Origin of the sequence: Marinobacter sp. VGCF2001 (genome assembly GCF_049943275.1) — a bacterium.
Classification (GTDB): domain Bacteria; phylum Pseudomonadota; class Gammaproteobacteria; order Pseudomonadales; family Oleiphilaceae; genus Marinobacter.
The window spans coordinates 207,062-232,079 of the sequence record NZ_JBNFVX010000002.1; the positions used below are offsets into that span (position 1 = coordinate 207,062).

19 protein-coding genes and 1 tRNA gene are annotated in these 25,018 nt (G+C 59.1%); 8 read left to right on the top strand and 12 right to left on the bottom strand.

Going from position 1 to position 25,018, the window contains the following annotated elements; genetic code table 11:
- Window positions 1-3: 3 nt before the first annotated feature.
- Entirely contained in the window at window positions 4-231 is a 228-nt protein-coding gene (locus ACP2AU_RS04095) for a hypothetical protein (protein ID WP_426374712.1), read from the bottom strand.
- A 15-nt stretch (window positions 232-246) separates the two neighbouring features.
- On the bottom strand, window positions 247-726 hold the full coding sequence (locus ACP2AU_RS04100) for a hypothetical protein (RefSeq protein WP_426374714.1): 480 nt from the start codon (window positions 724-726) through the stop codon (window positions 247-249).
- Between the two features lie 158 nt (window positions 727-884).
- On the opposite strand from ACP2AU_RS04100, the gene ACP2AU_RS04105 reads away from it, so the two are divergent.
- From ACP2AU_RS04105 to ACP2AU_RS04130, 6 genes are all read left to right on the top strand, one after another.
- Entirely contained in the window at window positions 885-2,591 is a 1,707-nt protein-coding gene (locus ACP2AU_RS04105) for a VRR-NUC domain-containing protein (protein ID WP_426374716.1), read from the top strand.
- The gene (locus ACP2AU_RS04110; protein WP_426374717.1) at window positions 2,588-4,840 is read left to right on the top strand and encodes a helicase C-terminal domain-containing protein; all 2,253 of its coding nucleotides are present in this window, start codon (window positions 2,588-2,590) and stop codon (window positions 4,838-4,840) included. The genes ACP2AU_RS04105 and ACP2AU_RS04110 overlap by 4 nt, the downstream gene beginning before the upstream one ends.
- Before the next feature lie 125 nt (window positions 4,841-4,965).
- A complete protein-coding gene (locus ACP2AU_RS04115) occupies window positions 4,966-5,358 on the top strand; it encodes a globin domain-containing protein (RefSeq protein ID WP_426374719.1) in 393 nt (130 codons plus the stop codon).
- A gap of 121 nt (window positions 5,359-5,479) precedes the next feature.
- A complete protein-coding gene (locus ACP2AU_RS04120; protein ID WP_426374721.1) occupies window positions 5,480-6,469 on the top strand; it encodes an HlyD family secretion protein in 990 nt (329 codons plus the stop codon).
- Window positions 6,462-9,191 (top strand): ribosome-associated ATPase/putative transporter RbbA, encoded by a 2,730-nt coding sequence (rbbA, locus tag ACP2AU_RS04125; protein WP_426374723.1) that lies wholly within the window; start codon window positions 6,462-6,464, stop codon window positions 9,189-9,191. Before ACP2AU_RS04120 ends, rbbA begins: the two co-directional genes overlap by 8 nt.
- Window position 9,192: 1 nt before the next feature.
- Window positions 9,193-10,314: an ABC transporter permease gene (locus ACP2AU_RS04130; RefSeq protein WP_426374725.1), complete on the top strand. Its 1,122-nt coding sequence runs from the start codon at window positions 9,193-9,195 to the stop codon at window positions 10,312-10,314.
- Window positions 10,315-10,361: 47 nt separating this feature from the next.
- On the opposite strand, the gene ACP2AU_RS04135 is transcribed toward ACP2AU_RS04130, so the two are convergent.
- A complete protein-coding gene (locus ACP2AU_RS04135) occupies window positions 10,362-10,733 on the bottom strand; it encodes a VOC family protein (RefSeq protein ID WP_426374727.1) in 372 nt (123 codons plus the stop codon).
- A 130-nt stretch (window positions 10,734-10,863) separates the two neighbouring features.
- On the opposite strand from ACP2AU_RS04135, the gene ACP2AU_RS04140 reads away from it, so the two are divergent.
- A complete protein-coding gene (locus tag ACP2AU_RS04140; protein ID WP_426374729.1) occupies window positions 10,864-11,382 on the top strand; it encodes a lipocalin family protein in 519 nt (172 codons plus the stop codon).
- Between the two features lie 33 nt (window positions 11,383-11,415).
- Complete coding sequence (locus ACP2AU_RS04145) at window positions 11,416-12,102, top strand: hypothetical protein (RefSeq protein WP_426374731.1); 687 nt, start codon at window positions 11,416-11,418, stop codon at window positions 12,100-12,102.
- 87 nt (window positions 12,103-12,189) lie between these two features.
- Here the strand turns inward: ACP2AU_RS04145 and ACP2AU_RS04150 are convergent, their stop codons facing one another.
- The 9 genes from ACP2AU_RS04150 to glyQ all read right to left on the bottom strand — a co-directional run bounded on the left by ACP2AU_RS04150 (window position 12,190) and on the right by glyQ (window position 24,903).
- A complete protein-coding gene (locus ACP2AU_RS04150) occupies window positions 12,190-13,068 on the bottom strand; it encodes a DUF3800 domain-containing protein (protein ID WP_426374733.1) in 879 nt (292 codons plus the stop codon).
- Window positions 13,061-14,467, bottom strand: coding sequence for a restriction endonuclease subunit S (locus ACP2AU_RS04155; RefSeq protein WP_426374735.1), 1,407 nt, complete (start codon window positions 14,465-14,467; stop codon window positions 13,061-13,063). Before ACP2AU_RS04155 ends, ACP2AU_RS04150 begins: the two co-directional genes overlap by 8 nt.
- Complete coding sequence (locus ACP2AU_RS04160; RefSeq protein WP_426374737.1) at window positions 14,467-16,086, bottom strand: N-6 DNA methylase; 1,620 nt, start codon at window positions 16,084-16,086, stop codon at window positions 14,467-14,469. The genes ACP2AU_RS04155 and ACP2AU_RS04160 overlap by 1 nt, the downstream gene beginning before the upstream one ends.
- A 103-nt stretch (window positions 16,087-16,189) precedes the next feature.
- On the bottom strand, window positions 16,190-16,672 hold the full coding sequence (locus ACP2AU_RS04165; protein WP_426375077.1) for a hypothetical protein: 483 nt from the start codon (window positions 16,670-16,672) through the stop codon (window positions 16,190-16,192).
- Between the two features lie 69 nt (window positions 16,673-16,741).
- Window positions 16,742-17,875 (bottom strand): AAA family ATPase, encoded by a 1,134-nt coding sequence (locus ACP2AU_RS04170; protein ID WP_426374739.1) that lies wholly within the window; start codon window positions 17,873-17,875, stop codon window positions 16,742-16,744.
- A 116-nt stretch (window positions 17,876-17,991) separates the two neighbouring features.
- Entirely contained in the window at window positions 17,992-21,516 is a 3,525-nt protein-coding gene (gene hsdR, locus ACP2AU_RS04175; RefSeq protein WP_426374741.1) for a type I restriction-modification system endonuclease, read from the bottom strand.
- Window positions 21,517-21,632: 116 nt separating this feature from the next.
- Window positions 21,633-21,709 (bottom strand) — tRNA-Pro (locus ACP2AU_RS04180).
- An 87-nt stretch (window positions 21,710-21,796) separates the two neighbouring features.
- Entirely contained in the window at window positions 21,797-23,878 is a 2,082-nt protein-coding gene (gene glyS / locus ACP2AU_RS04185; RefSeq protein ID WP_426374743.1) for a glycine--tRNA ligase subunit beta, read from the bottom strand.
- A 2-nt stretch (window positions 23,879-23,880) separates the two neighbouring features.
- Window positions 23,881-24,903 (bottom strand): glycine--tRNA ligase subunit alpha, encoded by a 1,023-nt coding sequence (gene glyQ, locus ACP2AU_RS04190; protein ID WP_426374745.1) that lies wholly within the window; start codon window positions 24,901-24,903, stop codon window positions 23,881-23,883.
- Between the last annotated feature and the right edge of the window lie 115 nt (window positions 24,904-25,018).

The following is a 25,018-nucleotide window of genomic DNA, read 5'->3' on the forward strand; positions in this document are numbered from 1 at the left end:
GGTTCAGACGCCGTTCAGCAAATCCAGCAACAGCTGGCGGATCTGGAGTTTTGACGGGGTATCCAGCCCGGAAAAGTCCTCGACGTGAAGGTGGTGATTTTTCATCAGTTGTGTGAGCGTTCCCACATCAAGGCTGATGGAAACGCGTTCTTCCCGCTGGTGGTGTATCCAGTCCGGGTGTGCAAGGCGGCTTGCCTGAACAATGTTCGGGCGTGACAGGGGCATACCCATGAGACCTCCAGCCAGTCAGTGCATGGCAACAGATGGTTGTCGAAACGATCGCGGCACATGATGTTCAGCACCACAAGGCCAGTTCAGGTATCTGGTGATAAACTCCGGCTGGCGACGTACATCCAGCAGTACCTGCAGGCACTCGTCAGTGTTGCAACGCCCGCTCGGGCTGGAGAGAACAGCGTCTGTGGTGCCCAGGCTGTCGAGAGCGCGAAACAGCACGCGGTCGGCGGAGGCGATATCACCCGTGTCACGCAGCGCACGACCAACCAGAATGGCGGCAAGGGTAAGTTCTACCTGCATCGCGTCTGGGTCATGCCGGCGGGCCATACAGGCAAGATCAAAGGCACTGCCGGTGATCGCAATCAGTTTGTTTGAATCCTGCCGTTCATTGAAGGTCATGGCGTGTTCCATCCACAACAGCCAAAGATCATTTTTTTCACTCAGGGATAAACGGGCGAACATGGTCCGGTGGCGTGGGCAAAGAAATTTCATGGCGTCCTCCTTTTCTTTATGCGAATGATAATAGTTATCATTAAAGAAAATAACAAGGCTTCCTTCGATGAATTATTGGCCAGATAAACCGGATTGAGCCCGCCGCAGTTCCATCGTACAGTTCAGGCTTCACATACCCCCCAAACGATCAGCGTTGTATGAACACACACCGGCCCGTGCCCGCAAGCCTGGATGACCCACTCTACTACCTGAAGAACATGGACGTTCTGGTGGCCTGGGTGGCGGAGCATTACGGAGACCTGTTAACCCACGCCGAGCGGGGGCAGCTGGCAGAGTTTCGTGCGCTCGCCACCGGGCCACGGGCTTTGCTTACCCGGATGGTCATGCGCACCGGTGAACTGTTCCGGCCCGACAAGTTCCGGTATCCGGAATTGCCCATGCCGGAAGCGGAGGCCGTGCAGCGCCTGATCGATACCGGCTGGCTGAACGCCGCACCGGAGTTGCACCTAGACGATTTGTTCCGGTTGTTCACCCTGGCGGAGATAAGGCCGGTGTTCGGCGAATGGCTGCAACAGCATGGCCACGCCAAAACCCTGCCCAAGGCGCAGATGCGCTTGGTGCTGGCGGAACCGTTCAGCGAGCCGCGGCCGGTGCAACGCTGGTTCAGGCGCGAACCCCCGCGCCAGGCTCCCGACGTGGTGCAACTGCAGGAAATGGCGCTGTTTGAGCGCATCCGGTTGATGTTTTTCGGCAACCTGCGCCAGAGCTGGACAGACTTTGTGCTGGTTGAACTGGGCGTGCAGCAATTTGAGCCGGTGCCGTTCACGCCGGAATCCCGGGCGTTCCAGCACCGGGCGGAGGTCGATTGCTACTTGCAGATGCATCATTGCCGGGAACGGCTGGATAACGGCGAACCGGCTTCAGAAGTGTGGCCGGACATTCCCGGGCCTGTGGATAACCCCTGGCTGACCAGCCGCCGCGACCGCTTGTTGCTGGAACTGGGGCGGCAAGCCGAGCGCCAGGGTGAGCGGGAGCTGGCGTTGCAGGCCTGGGCTGCCAGCGGCCATCGGGAAGCGCGGTTGAAACAGCTGCGATTGCTGGAACGGATGAAACGTTTTCAACAGGCCTGGGCGCTGGCCTGCCAGTGGCAGGCAACCGCGCTGAGCGATGCCGAGACCCAGGGGCTGGAGCGCTTGCTGAAACGGCTGGCGCCAAAGGTCGGGGCCGACACCCCCGAGCCGGTGGCGACCCCCGAACTGAAGGCATTCACCCTCACCCTGCCCAAACCCACCGCGGGTGGGGTGGAATGGGCCGCCGCACAGCACCTGGGCACCGAGGACGCGCCGGTGTGGTACGTGGAAAACACCCTGATCAACGCCCTGTTCGGCCTGCTGTGCTGGCCGGTGATCTTCAAGCCGGTGCCCGGTGCGTTTTTCCACCCGTTCCACACCGGCCCGGCGGATCTCACCCGGGATGATTTTGTCGCCCGGCGACAATCCGCCTTTGATGACCGGTTCGCACTGCTGGCCACCGGCACTTACCGTACGGAAATTCTGCAAACGTTTCGCCAGAAACACGGTATTTCCAACCCGTTCGTGATCTGGCCTGCGGTGTCTGAGGCGCGAGTGGCGCAGGCGATGGACTGCATTCCTGCCCAGCATCTGGACGCGCTATTCCGCCGGCTGCTCAACAACATTCGCGAGCATCGCAGCGGTTTTCCCGATCTGATTCGTTTGAACCCAGGCGCACAGGTGCCGGAGCAGCGGTACGAAATGATTGAGGTAAAGGGCCCGGGCGACCGTCTGCAAGACCACCAGGTTCGCTGGCTGCAGTTTTTTGCCCGGCACGGCATCCCGGCGAGCGTGTGCTATGTGCGCTGGCAGAGCGACGGGGCTGAGGTATGAAAGTGGCCGTTCGCACCCTGTGCGAATTCGTCGCCCGTGAGGGCGATCTGGATTTTCGCTACACCCCGGCGCCCAGTGCCGAGGAGGGCATCGCCGGCCATCAGGCTCTCCAGTCAAAACGGGGTTATGGCTATAAAAGCGAGTATTTACTGACCGGAGATTGCCTGGGATTAAAGCTATCCGGTCGTGCCGATGGCTATCACCCGCACAAAAACCGGGTGGAGGAAATCAAAACCCACCGGGGCGATGTCTCCCGCATTCGCCCCCACCAGCGGGCGCTTCACCGTGCCCAGCTGCGCGCCTACGGTGCCCTGCTGTGCCGGCAGGAAAACCGAAAAACGGTGGAACTGGCGCTGGTGTATTACGACACCGGCCGGGACAAGGAAACGGCGCTGACCGAAACTGCCACGGCAGATGAGCTCTGGCAGGAGCTGGAAACCCTGTGTGATCGCTACAAAGCCTGGGCCGAACAGGAGGCGCACCACCGGGAACAGCGGGATGCCCTGCTGGCAAACCTGCGCTTTCCGTTCCCGGATTTCCGCCCCCGGCAGCGACAGCTGGCGGAAACGGTGTACAAAAACTCGATAAAAGCCGGCACCCTGCTGCTGGAAGCGCCCACGGGCCTGGGTAAAACCCTCGGCACCCTGTTCCCGGCCTTGATGGCCCTGTCGGCCGGTAAACAAGACAAGCTGTTTTACCTCACCTGCCGCAATACGGCCCGGCAACTGGCCCTGGATGCTGTGGATAAGTTACGGTCGGTGCACGATGAACGGCAACCCTGGCCACTGCGTACCCTGGAGCTGGTGGCCAAAGACGATGCCTGCGAACACCCGGACAAAGCCTGCCACGGCGAATCCTGCCCCCTGGCGCGGGGCTTTTTCGACCGCCTGCCCGATGCCCGGGCCGAGGCGGCGCAAAGCAAGGTGCCGTTAAATCAGCAGGAACTGGCGAGAATCGCCGCCGGCCACGACATTTGCCCCTATTTTCTGGCCCAGGAAATGGCCCGCTGGTGCGACCTGGTGATCGGTGATGTGAACCGGCTGTTCGACCAGTCCGCCCTGCTCCATGGCCTGATCCGCCAGAACCAGTGGCGGGCCAGTGTGCTGGTCGACGAAGCCCACAACCTGGTGGACCGCGCCCGCGGTATGTATTCGATCCAACTGGACCAGCAGCGCCTGCTGAGCACCCGGAAAACCGCGCCGAAGCCGGTGAAGGCGGCGCTGGACCGCACCGCCCGGGCCTGGCAAAGCCTGATTCGGGACCATGGAGACCGGCCCCAGCCGGTGTTTCTGGATAGCCTGCCCAGCCAGTTGCCTGGGGCCCTGTTGGGAATGGTGTCTACCCTTACCGACTACCTGGCCGATCACCCGCCAGACCTGGCCCTGCAGGAATTGCTGTTCGAGAGCGTGGCGTTTCTGAAACTGGCGGACCGTTTCGGCGGCCACTCACTGTGCGAGTTCCAGCGCGCCGGCCGGGGCCGGGCCAGACTGACCATCCAGAACCTGATTCCGGCGGATTTTTTGACCGAGCGCTTTACCGCGGCGCACTCGGTGCTCCTGTTTTCCGCCACACTGAGCCCGGGCGAGTACTACCGGGATTTGCTGGGCCTGCCGGACACCGCCCGCTTCACCTCCCTGCCCAGCCCCTTCAGTGCCCACCAGCTGCAGGTTCAGTTTACCCCCGGTATCAGCACCCGGCAGCCGCACCGGGAGCAAAGCCTGCAGCCCATTGCCGAACTGATCGCCCGCCAGTATCGCCAGCGGCCGGGCCATTACCTGGCCTTTTTCAGCAGCTTCAAATACGCCAGAGAGGCCAGCGAAACCCTGGCGCAGCAGGCGCCGGACGTTCCCCAGCGGTCCCAGCAGCCGGGCATGAGCCCGGACCAGCGCCGGCAATTTTTGGATGACTTCCGGCAGCCGGAGGGCCGTGTTGCTTTTGCGGTGCTCGGCGGCGTGTTCAGCGAGGGTATTGATCTGCCGGGGGATCAGCTGATCGGCGCTTTTGTCGCGACCCTGGGACTGCCACCTTTCGATGCCTGGCACGAGATCCTGAAAGAGCGGCTGCAGCATCGTTTTGGGGCGGGTTATGACTACACCTACCGGATTCCGGGCCTGCAGAAAGTAGCGCAGGCGGCGGGCCGGGTGATCCGGACACCGGAAGATCAGGGCGTGATCTGGTTGATTGATGACCGGTTCACCCAGAGCGCGACTCGTTCGTTGTTGCCCTCATGGTGGTTTCAGGGCACGTAAGCGGTCTATAAAATGTCGCTTTAGGCGTCAGGTGTTACATTTCGCTATGGAAAAAACGGTTCGCTTGCTTAGAATTCGCGGCCCCGAATGACAATTTGCCCGATAAGCAAGGACACAGATTGCAAATGAATCCGACGGATCTTGTTTTCCAGAGCTACGGCCGCTGCTGCCGCAAAGACGACTTCTTTGTGGATTTCTATGATTTTTTCATGTCCAGCTCCGAGGCCATCAAAAACCGCTTTCTGAATACCGATATGACGGCCCAGCGCCATCTGCTGCGCAATGGCGTGATGCAGATTATCCTGGCGGCCCGGGGAATGTCGGACCGAAAACTGCGGGATCTGGGCGAGAGCCACAGCCGCCATAAACTGGACATCAAGCCGGAATGGTACGATTTCTGGGAAGAAGCGCTGCTGAAAACCGTGCGTTTGCATGACCCGGACTTTACACCGGAGTTGCGCCAGGCCTGGCGCGAAGTGCTCAAACCCGGTATCGATCTGATTCGCGGCGCTTACTGAGTCTGATACGGCCGGTGTCAAATTAGATTGGAAGCTAACTTGATGCCGGTCAGTCTGTCCTGTCACACTGTTGTTCTATACTCCCTTGCCTGACCCACACTGACTCCCTCAAGGACGACCCATGGCCTCCAGACGTGCTCCGAACCTATTCCTTGTTGTGCTCATTGTGGCGCTGTTTGGCGCTGCGGCCTGGTACCTGATTCCGGGTCAAAGTGACTGGCCGGAGCATATTGGCGTTGGTAATGGCCGTATTGAGGCCACGGAAGTGGACATCGCCACCCGAATACCCGGGCGACTGGCCTCTTTTGAGGTACGCGAGGGTGATATGGTTGAGGCTGGCGCTTTACTGGCCACCATGGATACCGAGGAACTGCAGGCCAGCCTGGCGGCCGCACAGGCCAACCTGCATCAGGCCGAACAAGGACGGAAACTGGCAGAGGCCACCGTGGCGCAACGGGAAAGCGAGCGCCGTTACGCCCGGGCCGAACTGGCCCGCATTCAATCCCTGGCCGACCGGGGCCATGCCTCGCAAGAGCAGCGGGACCGGGCCCGTACCGCGGCGGAAACCGCCGAGGCCGCGTTGCAGGCGGCCAGAGCCCAGGTGGCCTCGGCCGATGCCGGCATTGAGGCGGCCAACGCCAGCATTCGCCGCATCCAGACCAACATCAACGACAGCCGGTTGACCACGCCCGTGGGTGGCCGGGTGCTGTACCGGCTGGCCGAGCCGGGTGAAGTCTTGCCCGCCGGCGGCAAAGTGGCCACTGTGCTGGATGTGACCGACGTCTATATGACCATCTTTCTGCCCACCGCCCAGGCCGGCAAAGTGCGCGTGGGCTCCGAAGCCCGAATCATTCTGGATGCCCTGCCCGACTACGTGGTGCCTGCCCAAGTCAGTTTCGTTGCCGCTGAAGCCCAGTTCACCCCGAAGTCCGTGGAAACCCGCAGCGAGCGCGAAAAGCTGATGTTCCGGGTGCGCATCCGGATCGATCCGGACCTGTTGAAAGCCTACCGGGACCGGGTGAAAACCGGCGTACCCGGCGAAGCTTACGTGCGCCTGGATGAACGCCAGCCTTGGCCGGATACCCTGACGCTGGCGCTGCCCAATGACTGAGACCGTCGCCCGGCTGGAAGGCGTCAGCCATGGTTATGGTGACACTGAAGCGCTGGCCGATATCTCCCTGACGTTTCCCGCGGGCTGCATGGTCGGACTGATTGGCCCGGACGGGGTGGGGAAATCCACCCTGCTGGGCCTGATTGCCGGCGCCCGTGAGTTACAGAGCGGGTCGCTGCAGGTGCTGGGCGGCGATATGCGCAGCCAGCGCTTTCGCAACCGGGTTGCGCCGCGCATTGCCTATATGCCCCAGGGCCTGGGAGGCAACCTCTACCATACGCTGACCGTAGACGAGAACATCGCGTTTTTCGCCGATCTGTTTGGCTTGAACGGCGCTGGCCGGGGCGATCAGATCGAGCGGCTGCTGAAGGCCACGGGTCTGTTGCCGTTCCGCAACCGGCCGGCGGGGAAACTGTCCGGAGGCATGAAACAGAAGCTGGGCCTGTGCTGCGCGTTGATTCACAGCCCGGATTTGCTGATCCTGGATGAGCCCACCACCGGGGTCGACCCGCTCTCGCGCAAACGTTTCTGGGATTTGATCGATACCATTCGCGGCCAGCGCACGGGCATGAGCGTGCTGGTGGCAACCGCCTACATGGAAGAAGCCGAGCGCTACGACTGGCTGGTGGCCATGGACAACGGCCAGGTATTGGCCACCGGCTCGCCCGACGAACTGCGAACGCAGACCGGCACCCGGACGCTGGACGATGCGTTTATTGCCCTGTTGCCGGAAAGCCGGCAGGCCGGGGCGCAAGCGAGCACAATGGGCGCGACCCCGGACTCCGGCAACTACACCGGCCAGACGCCGGCCATCGAAGCCCGGGACCTGACCCTGCGCTTTGGCGACTTTACCGCCGTGCGCAACGTCAGCTTTTCTATCCCGAAAGGTGAAATTTTCGGTTTTCTCGGCTCCAATGGTTGTGGCAAGACCACCACCATGAAAATGCTCACCGGGCTGCTGACGCCTTCGGAGGGCGAGGTTCGGCTGTTCGGCGAAGCGCTGGATGCCAGGGATCTGGCCACCCGCCAGAAGGTGGGTTATATGTCGCAGGCTTTCTCGTTGTATGGCGAGCTGACTGTGCGCCAGAACCTGGACCTGCACGCCCGGCTGTTCCACCTGTCGGACGCCAAACTTGCCGAGCGTATCCCCGCCCTGGTGCAGGCGTTCGGCCTGGACGACGTGCTGGACCAGCTCGCAGGCGCCCTGCCACTGGGGGTTCGCCAGCGGCTTTCGCTGGCCGTGGCGGTGGTTCATGAGCCGGAATTGCTGATTTTGGATGAGCCCACCTCGGGTGTGGACCCGGGCGCCCGTAACCAGTTCTGGCAGCTGCTGATGCGCCTGTCCCGGGAGGACGGCGTCACCATCTTCATCTCCACCCATTTCATGAACGAGGGCGAGCGCTGCGACCGGATCTCGCTGATGCACGCCGGCGAGGTGCTGGCCTGTGACACCCCGGCCCGCTTGATCGAGTCGTCCGGCACTGACAGCCTGGAAGGCGCGTTCATGAATACCCTGGAAGCGGTGGATCAGGAGCCGGAAACCGACGCCGACAACCTGGCACTGACTACCGCAACACCCCATCGCCGCCCGAAGCCGTTCAGTGCCACCCGGCTGATGGCCTACGCCCGCCGCGAAGCGCGGGAGCTGCTGCGGGACCCGATCCGCATGGCGTTTGCGTTTGTGGGCTCGGCCCTGCTGATGCTGATTCTCGGTTACGGCATCACCCTGGATGTGGAGGACCTGTCCTTCGCGGTGCTGGACCGCGACCAGACGCCCCAGAGCCGGGACTATGTGGCGGCAGTCTCCGGCTCCCGTTACTTCAAGCAGCAGGCGGCGTTACAGGATATGGGCGAACTGGAACGCCGCATGCGTTCCGGCGAGCTGAGCCTGGCGATCGAGATACCAGCGGGCTTCGGTAAGGATCTGAAGCGGGGCCGCAGCACGGAACTGGCCGTCTGGGTGGACGGCGCCATGCCGTTTCGGGGCGAGACCATTCTGGGCTATGTGCAGGGCATACACCTCAGTTACCTGACCGAGCTGGCCCAGCGTACCTTGGGTGTGGTGCCCACCCTCACCCTGGTCACGCTGGAAGACCGGTACCGCTACAACCAGGATTTCCGCAGCCTGGATGCCATGGTGCCGGCGGTTATCCCCATTCTGCTGATTTTTATTCCGGCCATTCTCATGGCCCTGGGGATCGTGCGCGAGAAAGAACTGGGCTCCATCACCAACCTGTACGTGACACCGGTTACCCGGGTGGAGTTTCTGCTCGGTAAGCAACTGCCCTACATCGCCTTCAGCATGGTCAGTTACCTCAGCTTGGTCCTGTTGGCGGTGTACCTGTTCGATGTGGAGATCAAGGGCAGTTTCCTGACCTTGACCCTGGGCGCCCTACTCTTTGTGACTGCAACCACGGCACTGGGCCAGGTGATCTCGACCTTTGCCTCTACCCAGATTGCCGCCCTGGCTGCCACCGCCATTCTGACCATTCTACCGACGGTGCAGTTCTCCGGCCTGACCGAGCCGGTTTCCTCCCTGAGTGGCGCCGGGGCGCTGATCGGCCCGATGTGGCCGGCCACCTGGTTCCTGCAGATCAGCCGGGGCGTGTTCACCAAGGGCCTGTCGCTGGCGGATATGCAGGGGGCCTTTCTGGCCCTGGCGGCCTTTGTACCGGTGCTGACGGTAATGGCCGTGGCCTTACTGCGCAAACAGGGGCGCTGATATGAACTCTCTGGGCAACATCTGGCACCTGGGCCTCAAGGAACTGCGCAGTCTCTGGCAAGACAAGGCGTTGATGCTGTTCGTGCTGGTGGCCTTCACGGTGATGATCTACACCGCCGGGTCCGCCGGCTCCATGGAACTTCACAACGCCCCGATTGCGGTAGTGGACGAAGACCAGACGGTGTTGTCCGGCCGGGTGATCAATTCGCTGCAACCGCCGTGGTTTTTGAAACCCGATCTTGTGGCGTATGGCGACATCGACCGCCTGCTGGACCAGGGCAGCCATACCTTTGCCCTGGTGATTCCCGAGGGGTTTGAGCGGGACGTGCGCCAGGGCCAACCGGTGGCGCTGCAGCTGAACATTGACGCCACGCGCATGAGCCAGGCGTTCATTGGCACCAATTACATCCAGCGTTACGCGATGGCGGAGGTGGCCGAGTTTCTGCAACCGGGCAGTTCCGCTGGCGGTGGCTTACCGATCGAGCTGGTCACCCGGGTAAACTACAACCCGAACCTGGACGGCACCTGGTTTGGCGGCGTGATGGAGCTGATAACCCAGATTACGCTGATCAGCATTATCCTTACCGGGGCGGCGCTGATTCGCGAGCGTGAACACGGCACCGTGGAACACCTGATGGTGATGCCGTTGCGGCCGTTCGAGATTATGGCCTCCAAGGTGTGGGCCAATGGCCTGGTGGTGTTACTGGCGGCGGCGCTGTCGGTCACGCTGGTGATCCAGGGCTGGCTGCAGGTGCCCGTGGCGGGGTCGGTGTTGTTGTTCCTGCTCGGCGCGCTGATCCACCTGTTTTCCACCACCGCGATTGGCATTCTGATCGGCACCGTGGCCCGAACCATGCCCCAGTTCGGTCTGTTGCTGATTCTTACCATTCTGCCGTTGCAGCTGTTATCTGGAGGGATCACGCCCCGGGAAAGTATGCCTCAGCTGGTGCAGGATCTGATGCTGGCGGCACCCACCACCCACTTTGTCAGCATGGCGCAGGCTATTCTGTATCGGGGCGCGGGGCTGGAGGTGGTGTGGCCACAGATGCTGGCGCTGGTGGTTATCGGTGGGGTATTTTTCACGGCGGCGTTGCTGTTGTTTCGCCGGCATCTATCGGTGTAGCCAGAACGGAAGCCACCACCCGCCGGGGATGGTGGCCGGGCACACTGTCAGCCGAATTCAAAGAAGGCGACTTTGTTGCCGTCCGGGTCCCGCACGTAGGCGCCATAGAACATATCCGGAATCCGCTGCCCCGGCTCGCCGTCGCAGGTGGCGCCCAGTTCAATGGCCTTGTGGTAAAACTTATCCACAGCCTCTTTCGAGCCTGCGGGAATGGCCACCATGTTGCCATTGCCCGGGTGGTTCGGTTCGCCGTTAAACGGGGTGCATACCGCCAGCATGGGCGAGCCCATGTCTTTGCCGATGAAGGCAATCCGTTCCATATCCATCAGAACCTTGGCGCCCTGCTCTGCCAGAAGATCCGTGTAGAACTGCTTGGCCCGGTCCATATCGCTGACACCGAGAGTAACGTATCCGATCATCATTGCCTCCTTGGTTGAGTAGCCCACAGTATACGAAGGGAAAAGTGATTTGGAGCTTGCTATCTATCGTACAATCACCAGACCCGACATTGTCAGGCTCGGGAGCCAGTATTCAAACACAGGAGTCTTTATGAAATCTGTTCTTGCGCTGATTACCACCGTGCTACTGATGGCCGGCTGCACCGGTCTGCCCGAGGGCATCACCCCGGTGAGCGGCTTCGACCAGCAGCGCTATCTGGGCACCTGGTATGAGATCGCCCGCCTGGACCATTCTTTTGAGGAAGGGCTGAGCCAGGTGACCGCCGATTACCGCCTGAACGGCGACGGCAGCATCAAAGTCATCAACCGGGGCTACAACGCCGAGGAAGGCGAGTGGCAGGAAGCCGAAGGTCGCGCGGTGTTTGTGGAGGACAGCGACGTGGGCCATCTGAAGGTCTCGTTTTTCGGGCCGTTTTACGCCTCTTACGTGGTGTTCGGGCTGGACGACGACTATTCCACGGCTTACATCACCGGATACAACCGGGATTACCTGTGGCTGATGTCGCGCACGGCGGAGGTGAGTGAGGAGGTGTTGGAGAACTTCAAGGCGCGGGCGAAGGCTGAGGGTTTTGATTTAAGTGAATTGATTGTGGTGGAGCACGCCCGGTAGCAAGTGGGCTACCACCCTTCTATAATTCTGTGTATGAAAAAGCTGACCTTGAAGTTAAATGATCGCACTCCCGAAACGCTCTCAATGAAGCGACTGGGGCAGTACATTACCCACCTCTCTGACATGCTCGGAGAAGTGGAGCATGTGCATTTTGACTCGGTCAGCCCGGGCAGCGCTATGCTGAATGTGGATATTGAAGACCTGCACTATCAGAGGGTTCTTACCCATGTGCGGGAAGTGCCAAACGGTATGGGTACGAAAAAACAATTATCGGCCCATCGAAGCCTGAGACAACTTATGGATGAGGATGGCACAGGAGGTGCAATTTTGAATGACGCTGATACTCAAATACTGTCGTTCAGGAAACGGCCAGATGATGAAAAGCCCCTGGTGATCAACAAGTCGGGCTCTGTTCAGGGGCGTTTATACCGTGTTGGCGGCAAAGACGACACCATACCCGTGAGTCTGGAAGGCGCTAATGGCGAAACACTTCGTTGTGAGGCATCTATCGATATTGCCCAAGGATTGTCATCACTTCTGTTCAAACAGGTTCGGGTTAGTGGGCAAGGCACCTGGGAGCGCCTGCCAGAAGGTGGCTGGAAACTCAAAAAGCTAAAAATTGAGTCGTACCAGGAGCTGGATACAGCCAAAATTGGAGGCGTGGTTTCCAGGCTTCAGTCGATTGGTGGTTTGAAATGGGCGGATATGCAAACCCACTAGTTGGTGTTGCCAGGTGCAACAGGCGTGACTATAATCTATGGCAAGTGGATTGGGGGTGCCCGGTCGGCGCTATAGCCTCGGTGAGTTTCATCGGGGCTTTTCGCTTTCTACGGGTGGGTAAATTTTCAGACCCATGCCCTCGAAACCCATACCCACACAATCTCTCCCACCGTCGCAATAGAATTTTTTCTTAAGTACCTCGAAGGCCTTATTTGACTGCTGGGGCCTTAATACGCTCAATCCAATAGGTCTTGCCACGAGATCTGCTAGCTGCAGGCCTGACGACATGGTTTTCTTGTCGGAAAAAAGGACATCAAACGGTAGCTGACGGGCCAGCTGATTGGCACCGTCGCAAATGCGCCGAAATTCCAGTTCCAGTTCGTTATCTTCTTTTTTGCCTCGACACTCCACAACCACGTGAGTTTTCTTTTCGTGCTGCTGTTTCTCCTCCAGGAACTCGTATAGAGTCTCGAGGCAGAATCCGAGAGCAATATGGTAGGGATTGGTATCAGAGCCGCCATGGCTTTTCAGGCGCCGCTTGTCGATGACACAACTGATCAGAATGAAGTTACTGAATTCGATAATCTTGGTGAGCTCGTCTAAAAACTCGACCTTTTCCTCACGGCTACGGAAAATATTGAAAACGCCTTTTTCTTTCCGGATTTCTGTCTCGTGAAGGACCACTTGGTCATGACCGAAGTGATTAAATTTGAATTTTTCCAAGGCGGATACAACCTTTTCGCTGTAGTGACGTTTATGGAAGACGCAAAATGCGAGGACGAACAACGGGTACTGTGGGTCAATTTTGCCCATGCTGTGATCCCCGCTCTCATCAACGTAGACGACGTATTTGCTGTAAGGAGTCGCCGCCTTACTCTCTGCAGCGCCATAATATTGGCCACTCTCGGCCTCTGCTGCCGAATCGTCAGAAAACAGCGGTAATTGTTGATCGTCCAGGTCAGGCATTGATCTTCCTCCGTATCCGTTTAGCCGGCTTCACCGCCGCCCTCTCCGCCTTAATTCGCTCCAGCAGCGCCTCCGCACTGTTCTCCCCGCTGATCAGTTCCGGGTTGTCTTTCCGCCATTGCTCGGTGAGTTCACCCCGGAAGGCTTTGGCCAGGATGGACTGGGTGAGGTTGTTGACGCGGGCCAGGGCGTTGTTGACCTGTTGTTCGATGCGGTCGGCGTGGGCGAAGAGTTGGTCTACTCGGCGGACGATTTCGGTTTGTTCCGCTTTTGGTGGAACCTGCAGAGGCAGTTTTCTGAATTTAGTTAGATTTACCTTTTGCTGCGCTACTCCAGCAGAAATTGACAAGACATCGCGACGGAATTGCTCCGACTGCATTGCATAAGCAACGTAATCTCGACAATAGGCTGACTCGTCAACCGATAGCTTAATGCAGTCGGCCGTTATAACCGCTTCTGGCCGATCTAATGGATATATTGCAATGTCGCCAGGTGGATCGCCCATTTTGGTGATCAAAATGTCACCGGGTGCTACTCGATGCGCCTTGAGCTCATCAAACTTTTCGCCAGATACATACTTTGTTGCGTCATCACCAAACTGGTTCGCACGGATTTCTCTAACGAAAACCAAAGGGTGACCTGCCTCGCGATAGTCCGAGACTTTTAAGTTGCTCCCAAAAGGCCCGATCCCAAGAGAGTACTTTTTTTGCTTTGCCAGTTGCTCAACCGGGATTGTCGCGAAGTTTTGCTCGCCTGTACCAGTCAACCGCCCACTCACCGCCGCAGCCAGCACGGACTGGCGGAAGCGTTTGAGGATTTGCGGGATGCGTTCGAGGCGGGCTTTGGTGTTTTCTACCTGGGCTAGCAGGGTGTCGAGTTTGTCGGCGATGACTTTTTGTTCGGCGAGGGAGGGAACCGGAACCTCAAATTTCTCCAGTTTCTTTCGAGTAATCCGTTTCCTCGTTGTTCCTGATGCGTTCTCCGAAATCAAACCACGAAAACTTGGAGAGTTAATCCAGTATTTGAGCAAGTGATTGGTTAAAGCGGATCTGGAGCCTACTCGAATTAAACACACGTCCACGACGGTTACCGCAGGCTGCCCGACACCAGGAAAAAGGCAAGCTCGCCCTAAAGGATCTGGCATCCGTGCTACTAACACATCCCCCTCCTCTAATAACGTGCAATTTAGAAGGCTGGCTTTGTCTTCGGACATAAACCGATTGGATTTATTACGGAAGTCACCATCACCAATGTCAGCTAGCTGAATCAGGCGTATGGAGCCACTTGGGTCTTGGTCTTTGGATTCAACCCAGTCGCCATCGGATATCAGGCCATCGGCAGAAGTGATGTTCTGAATGGCTGAAGGCATCCAGCCTTGAGGAAGTTGATATTCTGACATTACCCTTCCCCACCCATCACTTCTTGCAAAAGCACCCGAGCCCCATCAGCCTCCTCCTCAGCCCCCAACTCCCGCATCAACGCATCCAACTCCCCCAGCGCCTGAACCAGCTCCCCCATCGCCTCACCCGCCAAAACGCTCGGCTCTGGTAAGTTGGCGGCATCCACACTGTCGCTGTCCTTAAGCCAGGAAATATCCAGCGAGTCGCCCTTGTGCTCGGCAATCCACTGGCGGCTGAAACTGCGCCAGCGGCTGTGGGCCAGGCGCGGGTCGATGCCTTCGTTTTCGTCGCTGTGTTCCGGCAGTTCGATGGCTTCGGAGTGGAAGCTGTACTCCCCCTCCTTGCGCTCGCTGTCGCCGTTGGCGCTGTCACCATACACCGTCTCAAACGGCTTCAGGTGCGTGTCGCCAAAGGGCGTGCGTTTGCCGAAGCTGGGCATATTGGTGCGCAGGTCGTAGACCCAGACGTGTTCGGTGCAGTTTTCTTCCTGGTATTTGTCCGCCGCGCTGCCTTTGGTGAAGAACAGCACGTTGGTTTTCACGCCTTGGGCGTAAAAGATGCCAGTAGGCAGGCGCAGGATGGTGTGCAGGTTGCATTTGTTCATCAAATCCCGGCGCACGTCGGTGCCCACGCCGGCTTCGAACAGTACGTTGTCCGGCAGCACCACGGCGGCGCGGCCACCGGGTTTGAGGTTGCGGTAGATGTGCTGCAAAAAGGCCAGCTGTTTGTTGCTGGTTTTGTAGGTCAGGTCGTCCCGAGTGATGCTGGCGTCGCCGCCTTTGCTGGTGCCGAAGGGCGGGTTGGCGAGGATCACATCCGCCTTTTCCAGCCCGGCGCCGGTCTGGCCCAGGGCGTTGCCCAGATGCACCACGCCTTCGGCATCGCCTTCCATGCCGTGCAGCAGGCAGTTCATCAGGGCCAGGCGGCGGGTGCCGGGCACCAGTTCGATGCCCACGTAGGCTTGGGTGGTCTGGAAGGTTTTTGTTGCGTCTTTCAGTTCATACAGGTCGTCGGTCTGGCTTTTGATGTATTCGTGGGCGGCAATCAGAAAGCCTGCGGTGCCCGCTGCCGGGTCCTGGATTCGCTCGCCCGGTTGCGGTTTCAGGCAGCGCACCATGGTGTTGATCAGGGCGCGGGGGGTGAAGTACTGGCCGGCGCCGGACTTGGTTTCGTTGGCGTTCTTTTCCAGCAAGCCTTCGTACAAATCCCCCAGGCCGTCTTTCTGGGCGCTGAACCAGTCGATCTGGTCCAAGGTTTTGATCATCTGTTCCAGGTGACGCGGCTCGCTTAAGCGTGTTTGCGCTTTATCGTAAACTGCCGTTATCAAGGGGTCGTTGTGTACCCGTTTGCCACTGTCATCCTTACCGGTGGACAGGATCAGCAGGATGCGTTTGTAGTCGTTCAGCAGGTTGATGCCGGACTTGCCGTTCAGGTCGGTCCAGCGGCAGCCCTCCGGTAATGGGTGTCTTACCAGAGTGCCGAAGTCTTTGTTTTCGTGAACCATCTTGATAAACAGCAGCAGCACCAGTTCGGTGACGTAGTCCGAGTAGTTGATGCCGTCGTCCCGCAGAACGTCGCAGAGGTTCCAGAGTTTTTGGACGATGTCGTTGTTGGTCATGGGTAATCCTTTGATGGGCGCGTCGTGTTGGTTAGCGCCTCATGTATAAAAAATGCCGAAATCTTTGTACGTTGTGGGCGACATATTAAGAAAAGCCGGTTTTCTATGCATGTCGCCCTTTGTTCAGAAGAAGGGCCGTTCTTACATCGATGATCGACTGATTTTCAGACTTCTCCAGAATCGTTTTGGAGAAAAGCGGTTTGTTGGCCCTGCTGTCTGTATGGGGGCCATCCAAACGGGGATGGAGCCGTTTTTTTAACGACAAAGCCGGTGCATTTTCATCGACGGCTTCACCGAGAACATCCAGTAGCGTTCCCTCCAGGCATACGGGTGTCCAAAGAATGATCTGATAGCCGTGTTTTTTGGCTTTGTCGTAATCCTGCTGGGAAACCGGTATGTCTGAGTCCAGTACCAGGAACCGCTGGTCAAAGGGCAAGTGCCCATATTTTCTCGCGGCGTTGGTAATGATGTTACCGGGCGAGCCTCCGGACTGTTTTTCTATGCTTGGCTTTACGCCGGTATTCTCAGCTCGGAATAGTTGATTCATGTGCTTGATAAAGGCTTGATCGTCCGGGCCTTCCCCCACGATCAACAGCGTGGTTTTGCTGACCTGTCGGGGATGATGTCGTTGTGTGCGCTTCCTTGCCATAGGCGATTACAACTCCGGCGTCGCGCCGAGCGCTCCGGCCATGTATTTGGCGTAAAGGTTGTCGTCTGCACGCAGGCCGGTCATATCGTCAAGCCGCCAGGCTTCACTGTTCTGATTGCGTTTTTCGACCAGGTATACCTGATGCTTTTGCAGCAAGTTCAACACCTCGGGCGTGTGACAGGTGAAGATCAGTTGGGCTTGGTGAGGGTTGCTGTGATCAAACTCGAACCACTCAAGAAGATGCGGGATCAGGTGCGGGTGTAGGTCGTTGTCCATTTCGTCAATAACGGCGATACCGCCCTGCTCGAGCGTTTGCAGTATTGGGCCAAGTAAGACGAAGGCAGACTGAGTTCCGCTGGATTCCTCGAAAAAGGGCAGCTCAAAGCTTTGGCCATCGTCGGTCTTGTGCATACCAAACGGAACGAACAATTTTTCTTCTTTTCCCGTTTCATCACTCCGCGTAAGTTCGCGTATTTCCACGCTGCTCAAGCCGAGATCGAACTGACTTATCGCTTCAGACATTTGCTGTAGAAGGTTCTGGTTCTTCTGGAATTGTTCCGCCGTACCAATAACTGCACCGTGTTGAAAATGACGACGCCCCGACGAGATAACGTTCGACGCAATCCGGTTAAAAAACTCGATGAAGGGTCGAGCTTCCGCCACGTCATAGCTATGGGCTGCTGCCAGCAAGGAGGCATTGCCCCGAAGTTTCTCAGCTTGGGCTTTGGAGAAAGGGAAGCCTTTGTGTTTATAGCTGTAGCCTTGCCCGGCTTTTTCGCGTTTGAACAGGTAGCTGTATTGTGTGCTGGTTTTTTCATACAGGGCTTCTGAAACGACAGCATCGGGCGTCAGCTCAAGCTGGTAGCGGTAACTGGTGCCTTTAAGCAGGAATTCCAGCTCGAAATGGCTGGGCTCCTCGCTGTGCAACTGGTGGGGGAAAAGCGGAATGGGTTGGTCTGGAGACGTTCCCAGAAATGACTCACAGATAAACCAGCGCAGAAACGCCAGTGGTTTCAAAAACTGCGTTTTACCGGAACCGTTTGCGCCAACCACCGCAATGGCTTTGTTGTATCGCTCGCCTTCGACGGATATGTCATAACCTGATGGTGTCGGCTTTTTGCCCAAACCAAAGTCGATCACGGTTTCATCCGCAAAGCTGTAAAAGTTTCTGAAACTCAGGTTCTTTATCATATTTTCGCTATTTCAACGGATTTTTGTTGATTTTGCGCTTTTGTGATCCTGGTGGCAAGGGAATACTAACCCACACTTGGCCACATGGCCTCGTTCAACTCCTCCAGTACGGTATCCAGCTGTGCGCCCAGCACCTTGTCCATCTGCCTGGCCCCGCCGTCATCGGCAAAGCGGTGGTTCACAAATTCCCGGTCGATGATCACTTCATGCACCAGTTGCTTGGCCAGGCGTTCCAGCCATTTGCGCTGGTTCGGGGTCCAGTTGTGCTGGGTGAGGATGCGGTCCATGGCCTGGGCTACCCGCTGTTCAAAGGGAATCAGCGGCTCGCCGAGGGCGGCGCGGCGGATGTAGCCGAGGATGCTGGCGGCGATGTCTTTGTTGGTCTGGTTGCGCACGGCGGTCTGCAGACGGGCTTCGGAGTAGCCGTGGTTGTCCAGTAGCAGTTTTACTTCTCGTAGTTGTTCCCGGGTGAGGTCCCGGGGTTTGTTGACCACGACTGCGAGTGCGGCGGACTGGTTGAGTTGTTGCTTGATGAAGTCGTTGAAGCTGTCCAGGTAGTCTTCCGGCCGTTCATGAACGCCGTAGGTCTGGGTGCGCTCGCGGATTTCGTCCTCGTGGTCGGAGATCAGCGGCATATAGTCGCTGCCCACCAGGGATTTCACCTCGGCCAGCTGGTTCAGCAGGCCGCTGTGCTGCTTGATGAACTCCGAGGCCTGGCGGGGGCCGAGCTGGTGCAGGTGGGTATGCAGGGCTTTGGGTTCCACGCCCCAGCTCTGCTGCAGTTCTTCGAGCTTCTGTTTCAGTTCCGGGCGGGTTTCGGCTTTGTTGTCGGCCTTGCGCAGCACCCGCATGAGTTTCTGGCTGAGCTGGCTGAGCACCACGTCGGCCTGGCTTTCGTCGGGCGCGTCGCCGGGGCTGTTGAGGGCGGTTTCCAGTTGCTCGTCGTCGGTGAGCTCGTCCACCAGTTGCTCCAGGGTGATGTTCGGGTCTTTCACCAGGGGTTTCATGGTGTTCACATCCTGCAGCGCGGCATAGATATCCACAGGGTCGTAAATGCGGAACACGGTTTTGCCGATCTCGTCGCAGCGGCGGGTGGCGCGGCCGATCATCTGTTCGTACAAGATGCGTGAGCGCACCCGGCGCAGGAACACCAGGTTGCAGATGGGCGGTACGTCGATGCCGGTGGTCAGCAGGTCCACGGTGATGGCGATGTTGGGGTAGCGTTCGTTTTTGTAGCGGCGGATGAGCTGGTCCACCTTGTCGCTCTGGCCGGTGATCTTGGCCACGGCGGCTTCGTTGTACTGGCCGTTGTAGAGATCCTTGAAGGCCTTGTCGAGCTGGCTTTTTACCATGTCTGCGTGCAGGTCGGTGGCGCAGAAGATCATGGTTTTCTCGTCGCCGAACGGGTCCAGTTCCTGCACCAGCTGTTCGCAGATGACCCGGTTGAAGTTCTCGTTGATCACCCGGCGGTTGAAGGTATCCACTTCAAAGCTGAGTTCGTCGTCCAGTTCGGTGGTGTCCACTTCGCCCGTTTGCGTATTGATCACTTCCACCGGCTTGCCCTTCTCGAAGGTAATGCCGTTCTGGGTGAGCAGGGTTTCGTAGCGGATGGGCGGTTCGTGGTCGATCAGCCAGTCGTCCGCCACCGCTTCCCGGTAGGAATAGGTGTATACGGGTTTGCCGAAAATCTCGCTGGTGTGTTTGGCCGGGGTGGCGGTCAGGCCGATTTTCACCGCGTCGAAGTAGTCGAGCACCCGGCGGTAGCTGGACAGGTACTGGCTGGTGTCCCGCAGGGCCAGTTCGCCTTCGGTCATTTCCTGATCCAGGGTGTAGCCCCGGTGGGCTTCGTCGATGATGATGCAGTCGAACTGATCAATGGCCGGCGGGGTGTCACTCATGAAGATGCGTTTCACCATGGCCTGCACGGTGGCCACCTGGATGCGGGTTTCCGCTTCCGCGGCCATGTCACCCAGTTCTGCCACGTTGTAGATTTTGCTGAGGGTGTGGTTCTGCTCCAGCGGGGCTTCGTTGAAGGCGTCGATGGCCTGCTGGCCCAGAGCGGTTCGGTCCACCAGGAACAGGATGCGGTGGAAGCGCTCGGCTTTCAGAAACCGGTACATCAGCCCGATGATGGTGCGGGTTTTACCGGTGCCGGTGGCCATCGCCAACAGCGCAGTACGAACGCCTTGGGCGAGTGCGTGTTCGGTGGCGACAATGGCCTTCTGCTGGTAATCCCGCAGTTTCAGGTAACCGAAGGGCTCATCTTTTAACAGCTTCTCGGCGCTTGCCTTGTCGCGCTCCAGTAAATTCAGCAAACCACCCGGTGTGTGGAACTGTTGCAGAGCACGGCGGGTATTGCTTGGCTCACGCACATCCCGGAACCAGGTGCCCGAGTATTCCTGTAATTGCGGTACATACGGCCTACCGTTGCAGGAGTACACGAAAGGCACATGGAAATGGCCGCTTTCATCGGCGGGCCAGGCGATGGTGCGGCCGGTCAGTTCCCAGGCGCCCACCAAGGGTGCGTTTACTTTAAAGCCTTTGCTGTAACGCTCGGCCTGGCGAATCTTGCCGGCCACGTTGGTGTTTTCTTTCTTGGCTTCGACGACGGCGATGGGCGTGAGCCCCGCAAACAACACGTAATCCGCCCGGCCCTTCTCGCCATGGTGATTGGTGGGCCACTCGGCAATGGCGCGGTAATGGCCCTTCTCCGGGCGTGCGCCCTTTTGATAGGTGATTTCCTGGCTGTCGACTTCCCACCCGGCTTCCTGCAGTTGCTGGTCGATGATAATGCGGGTGAGCTCTTCGTTCAGTACCAGGGTGTCGGTGGCGGCTTTGGTTTGTTTTGCCACCTGCTGGCGTTGCTGGTTAACCGTCTGCTCGCCCTGCTCCGTGAGCTGTTGCTGCAGGGCTTTGATCTTCTGCTCGTAGGCCTGTTGTTGCTGGTTCAGCGCCTGTTCGTGCTGGCGGGCCTGTTCGGCCAGCGCCCGGGATTCTTCGTCCATGGCCACGGCCAGGGCTTCGTATTCGGCTTTTTCCTGCTCGATCAGCTGGCTGAGCTGCTGGCTGCTGTCCAGGGCCATGTTGGCCTGTTGCAGGTCGTGGCGGAGTTTCTCGATATCTCCCTGGAGCTGGCGTAACTGGGCGCTGGGGTCGGCAGGCGGTACAAAGGGCCCGGGTTTGAAGCCGGCGCCGGCTTTGCCGAAGGAGCGGTGAAACCAGATAGCCAGCTCGCGGGCCACTTTCAGGCCATCCATCGCTTCTTTGTGCCGGGTGCGGAACTGGTGGGTGGCCTTGTTGCCTTCGATGCGCAGAATGTGGAACAGCTCTTTGACCTGAGGCTCCAGGCGCAATTCCCGGTTCAGGCGGTACAGCAGCTCAGACTGGCTGGTCTGTTCGTCGAACTCGATGCCGGAGCGCGCGGCCAAGTGCTGGGCCAGGGCTTCGCCCAGCTGGCGGAGTTTGATCAGGGTGCTGTTGGGGTCACTGGCGAAGGCTCGTTCGGCGGAGTCGGCCAGTTCTACGAATAAGGAATCGTGTTCTGACAAAAACGAAAAGTTGCCGGACTTGAATTCCGTTGCCTTGTTCAATGTATCCCTCCGCGACCGTTGCACGGGAGAACATTAGCAGACTTATCAAAGATTCAGAAACGGTGCTTCAGTATGGGAGTGTTCAGAGTACGAAAGGCAGAGATAAAGCGGGAAAGTGGTCGGCGTGGCAGGATTCGAACCTGCGACCCCTTCGTCCCGAACGAAGTGCGCTACCAAGCTGCGCCACACGCCGATCAACGGCCGGTATTATACGGATTGCCGGCCGTTTTGAAACCCCTTCCCTGGGTATTTTCGTCAGTACATCTGCTCAGCGGCTGATTTATCCCGCCGTAGGCAACAGTGAGATATCGGCCACCCGCAGGAACAGGTTACGCAACCGGTTCAACAGCGCCAGGCGGTTGTTGCGCACGGCCTCGTCTTCGGCCATCACCATCACTTCATCGAAGAAGTTATCCACAGGTTCGCGCAGGCTCGCCAGGGAACTCAGGGCGCTGGCGTAGTCACCGGCTTCGAACATTGGCAGAACTTGCTGCGCCTGTTCGTCGACCTTCTGTGCCAGGGTTTTCTCCGCCGCATCCTGCAGCAGGGTGTTATCCACCCCCTCGCCAATCTGGTCGCCGCCCTGCTTGGTGAGAATGTTCGATACCCGCTTGTTGGCGCCGGCCAGGGCCTGGGCGTCCGGCAGCTGGCGGAAGGCTTCCACCGCTTTCACCCGGCGGTCGAAATCCAGTGGCCGGGTTGGCCGACGGGCGTGTACCGCCAGGTAAACCTCGGCACCGATGCCCTGCTCGTCGTAGTGGGCGCGGAACCGCTCCAGCATATAGTCCACCACGGTGCTGGCGGTGTTCTGCTCGGTCAGCACGGTGAAGTTCTGCTCGGCCCATTCGCACAGGGTTTGCAGGTCCAGCGGCAGCTGCCGTTCAATGATGATGCGCAGCACACCCAGGGAAGCGCGGCGTAGCGCGAACGGGTCCCGGGTGCCGGAGGGTGGCTGGTTGATGCCAAACAGCCCCACCAGGGAGTCGATCCGGTCGGCAATCGCCACGGCGCAGCCGGTCAGGGTAGACGGCAGGTCGTCGCCGGCAAAGCGCGGCATATACTGCTCGTTCAACGCCTTGGCCACGTCGGCGTGCTCGCCGTCGTTGGTGGCGTAGTACTGGCCCATGATGCCCTGCAGGTCGGTGAATTCCAGCACCATTTCCGTGCACAGGTCGGTTTTGGCCAGCATGGCGGCGCGCTCGGCCAGGGCCGGGTCGCTGTCGATGGCGTCGGCAATTTTCTTCGCCAGAGCCGCAACGCGAACCGATTTGTCGTACAGGCTGCCCAGCTTCTCCTGGAATACGATGGGCTTGAGTGCGTCGATACGGTCTTCGAGCTTACTCTTGCGGTCGGTGTCGTAGAAGAAGGCCGCGTCGGACAAGCGCGGGCGAATCACCTTCTCGTTGCCGGCAATTACCTGGGCCGGGTCTTTACTCTCCAGATTGGCCACGGTCACGAACAGCGGCAGGATGCGCCCGTTGCTGTCCACCACGTGGAAGTACTTCTGGTGCTCTTCCATGGAGGAAATCAGGGCTTCTGCCGGAACCTCCAGGAAGCGCTCCTCGAAGCGGCCCATCAGCGGCACCGGCCATTCGTTCAGGGCGGTGACTTCGTCCAGCAGCTCGTCATTGATTACGGCTTTCGCGCCGGCTTCTTTTTCAGCCAGGGCAGCCACACCGGTACGGATCTGCTCGCGGCGCTCGGCGAAGTCGGCCAGTACATAGCCTTCTTGCTTGAGTACTACTTCGTAGTCGGCGGGGGTGGGCACAATCAGTTCTTTCGGACAATGGAACCGGTGGCCACGGGTCTTGTTGCCGGGCTTCAGGTTCATTACCGGGGTGTCGATCACCTTGTTGCCGAACAGCAGAATCAGCCAGTGCACCGGGCGCACGAATTCGGTTTTGTAGGCGCCCCAGCGCATTCGCTTGGGAATGGGCAGGGCCGCGAGGGATTTGTCCACCAGCTCCGGCATCAGCTCCACCGTGGGCTTGCCTTTTTCGACGGTGCGATACACCAGCCAGGCGCCCTTGTCGGTTTCCAGGGTGTCGAGCTGGTCCGGGGTGATGCCCAGGGAGGTGGCGAAGCCGGTCAGCGCCCGGGTGGGATTGCCGGAGTCGTCGAAGGCGGCTTTCACGGCCGGGCCGCGTTTTTCCACGGCTTTATCGGGCTGGGCGTCGGCCAGGTCGCGAATGCGAACGGCCAGACGACGGGGCGCGGCGAAGCTTTCTACTTGTCCGAACGCGACACCGGCCTCTTCCAGGCCTTTGACAATGCCCTGGGTAAAGGCGTCAGACAATGGCTTGAGGGCCTTGGGGGGCAGTTCTTCAGTGCCCAGTTCGACCAGAAAATCCTGTGTTGCCATGATTATGCGTTCCCCTGTTCCTGCGGTGCCTTCTTTGCTTTCTTGCCCTTCTTGCTGGCTTTGGCTTCGGCGGCCTCAACGTTGGCCAGCACTTCCTTGCGCAAGGCTTCCGGTGCCAGCGGGAAGCCGAGTTTGCGGCGGCTGTCGAAGTAGGCCTGGGCGACGGCGCGGGCCAGTGTGCGTACCCGCAGGATGAAGCGCTGGCGCTCGGTTACCGAAATGGCGTGGCGGGCGTCCAGCAGGTTGAAGGTGTGGGAAGCCTTGAGTACTTGCTCGTAAGCGGGCAGTGGCAGCCCGGCTTCGATCAGGCGGGCACTTTCGCGCTCGTACACGTCGAAGCTGTGGAACAGGAACTCGGTGTCGGCGTGTTCGAAGTTGTAGGTGGACTGCTCCACTTCGTTCTGGTGGAACACGTCGCCGTAGGTGACCACGCCCTCCGGGCCTTTGGTCCAGACCAGGTCGTACACGCTGTCCACGCCCTGGATATACATAGCCAGGCGCTCCAGGCCGTAGGTCAGTTCACCGGTGACCGGGTAGCATTCCAGGCCGCCGACCTGCTGGAAGTAGGTAAACTGGGTCACTTCCATACCGTTCAGCCAGATTTCCCAGCCCAGGCCCCAGGCGCCCAGAGTGGGGGATTCCCAGTTGTCTTCCACAAACCGGATATCGTGCACCAGAGGGTCCAGGCCCAGGGCGCGCAGGGAATCCAGGTACAGTTCCTGGATGTTGTCCGGTGACGGTTTCAGCACAACCTGAAACTGGTAGTAGTGCTGCAGACGGTTGGGGTTCTCGCCGTAGCGGCCATCGGTGGGGCGGCGGCTGGGTTGAACGTAGGCCGAGTTCCAGGTTTCCGGGCCAATGGAGCGCAGGAAGGTGGCCGGGTGGAAGGTACCGGCGCCCACTTCCATGTCCAGGGGCTGGAGAACCACGCAGCCCTGCTGCGCCCAGAAATTCTGCAATGCCAGGATCAGACCCTGGAAGGTCTGGAGATCCGGCGCGGAGTTGTTGGTTGCCTTGTCTGTCACGACGATTGCCTGCTGGTCAGTCTGTGTGTGGCGCCCGGTTTTTGAGGGCACACCTGAAAATGAAAACGCGCATTATACGCCGGCTGACGCTGCATTTCTAAGTGCCAGCCAGGCT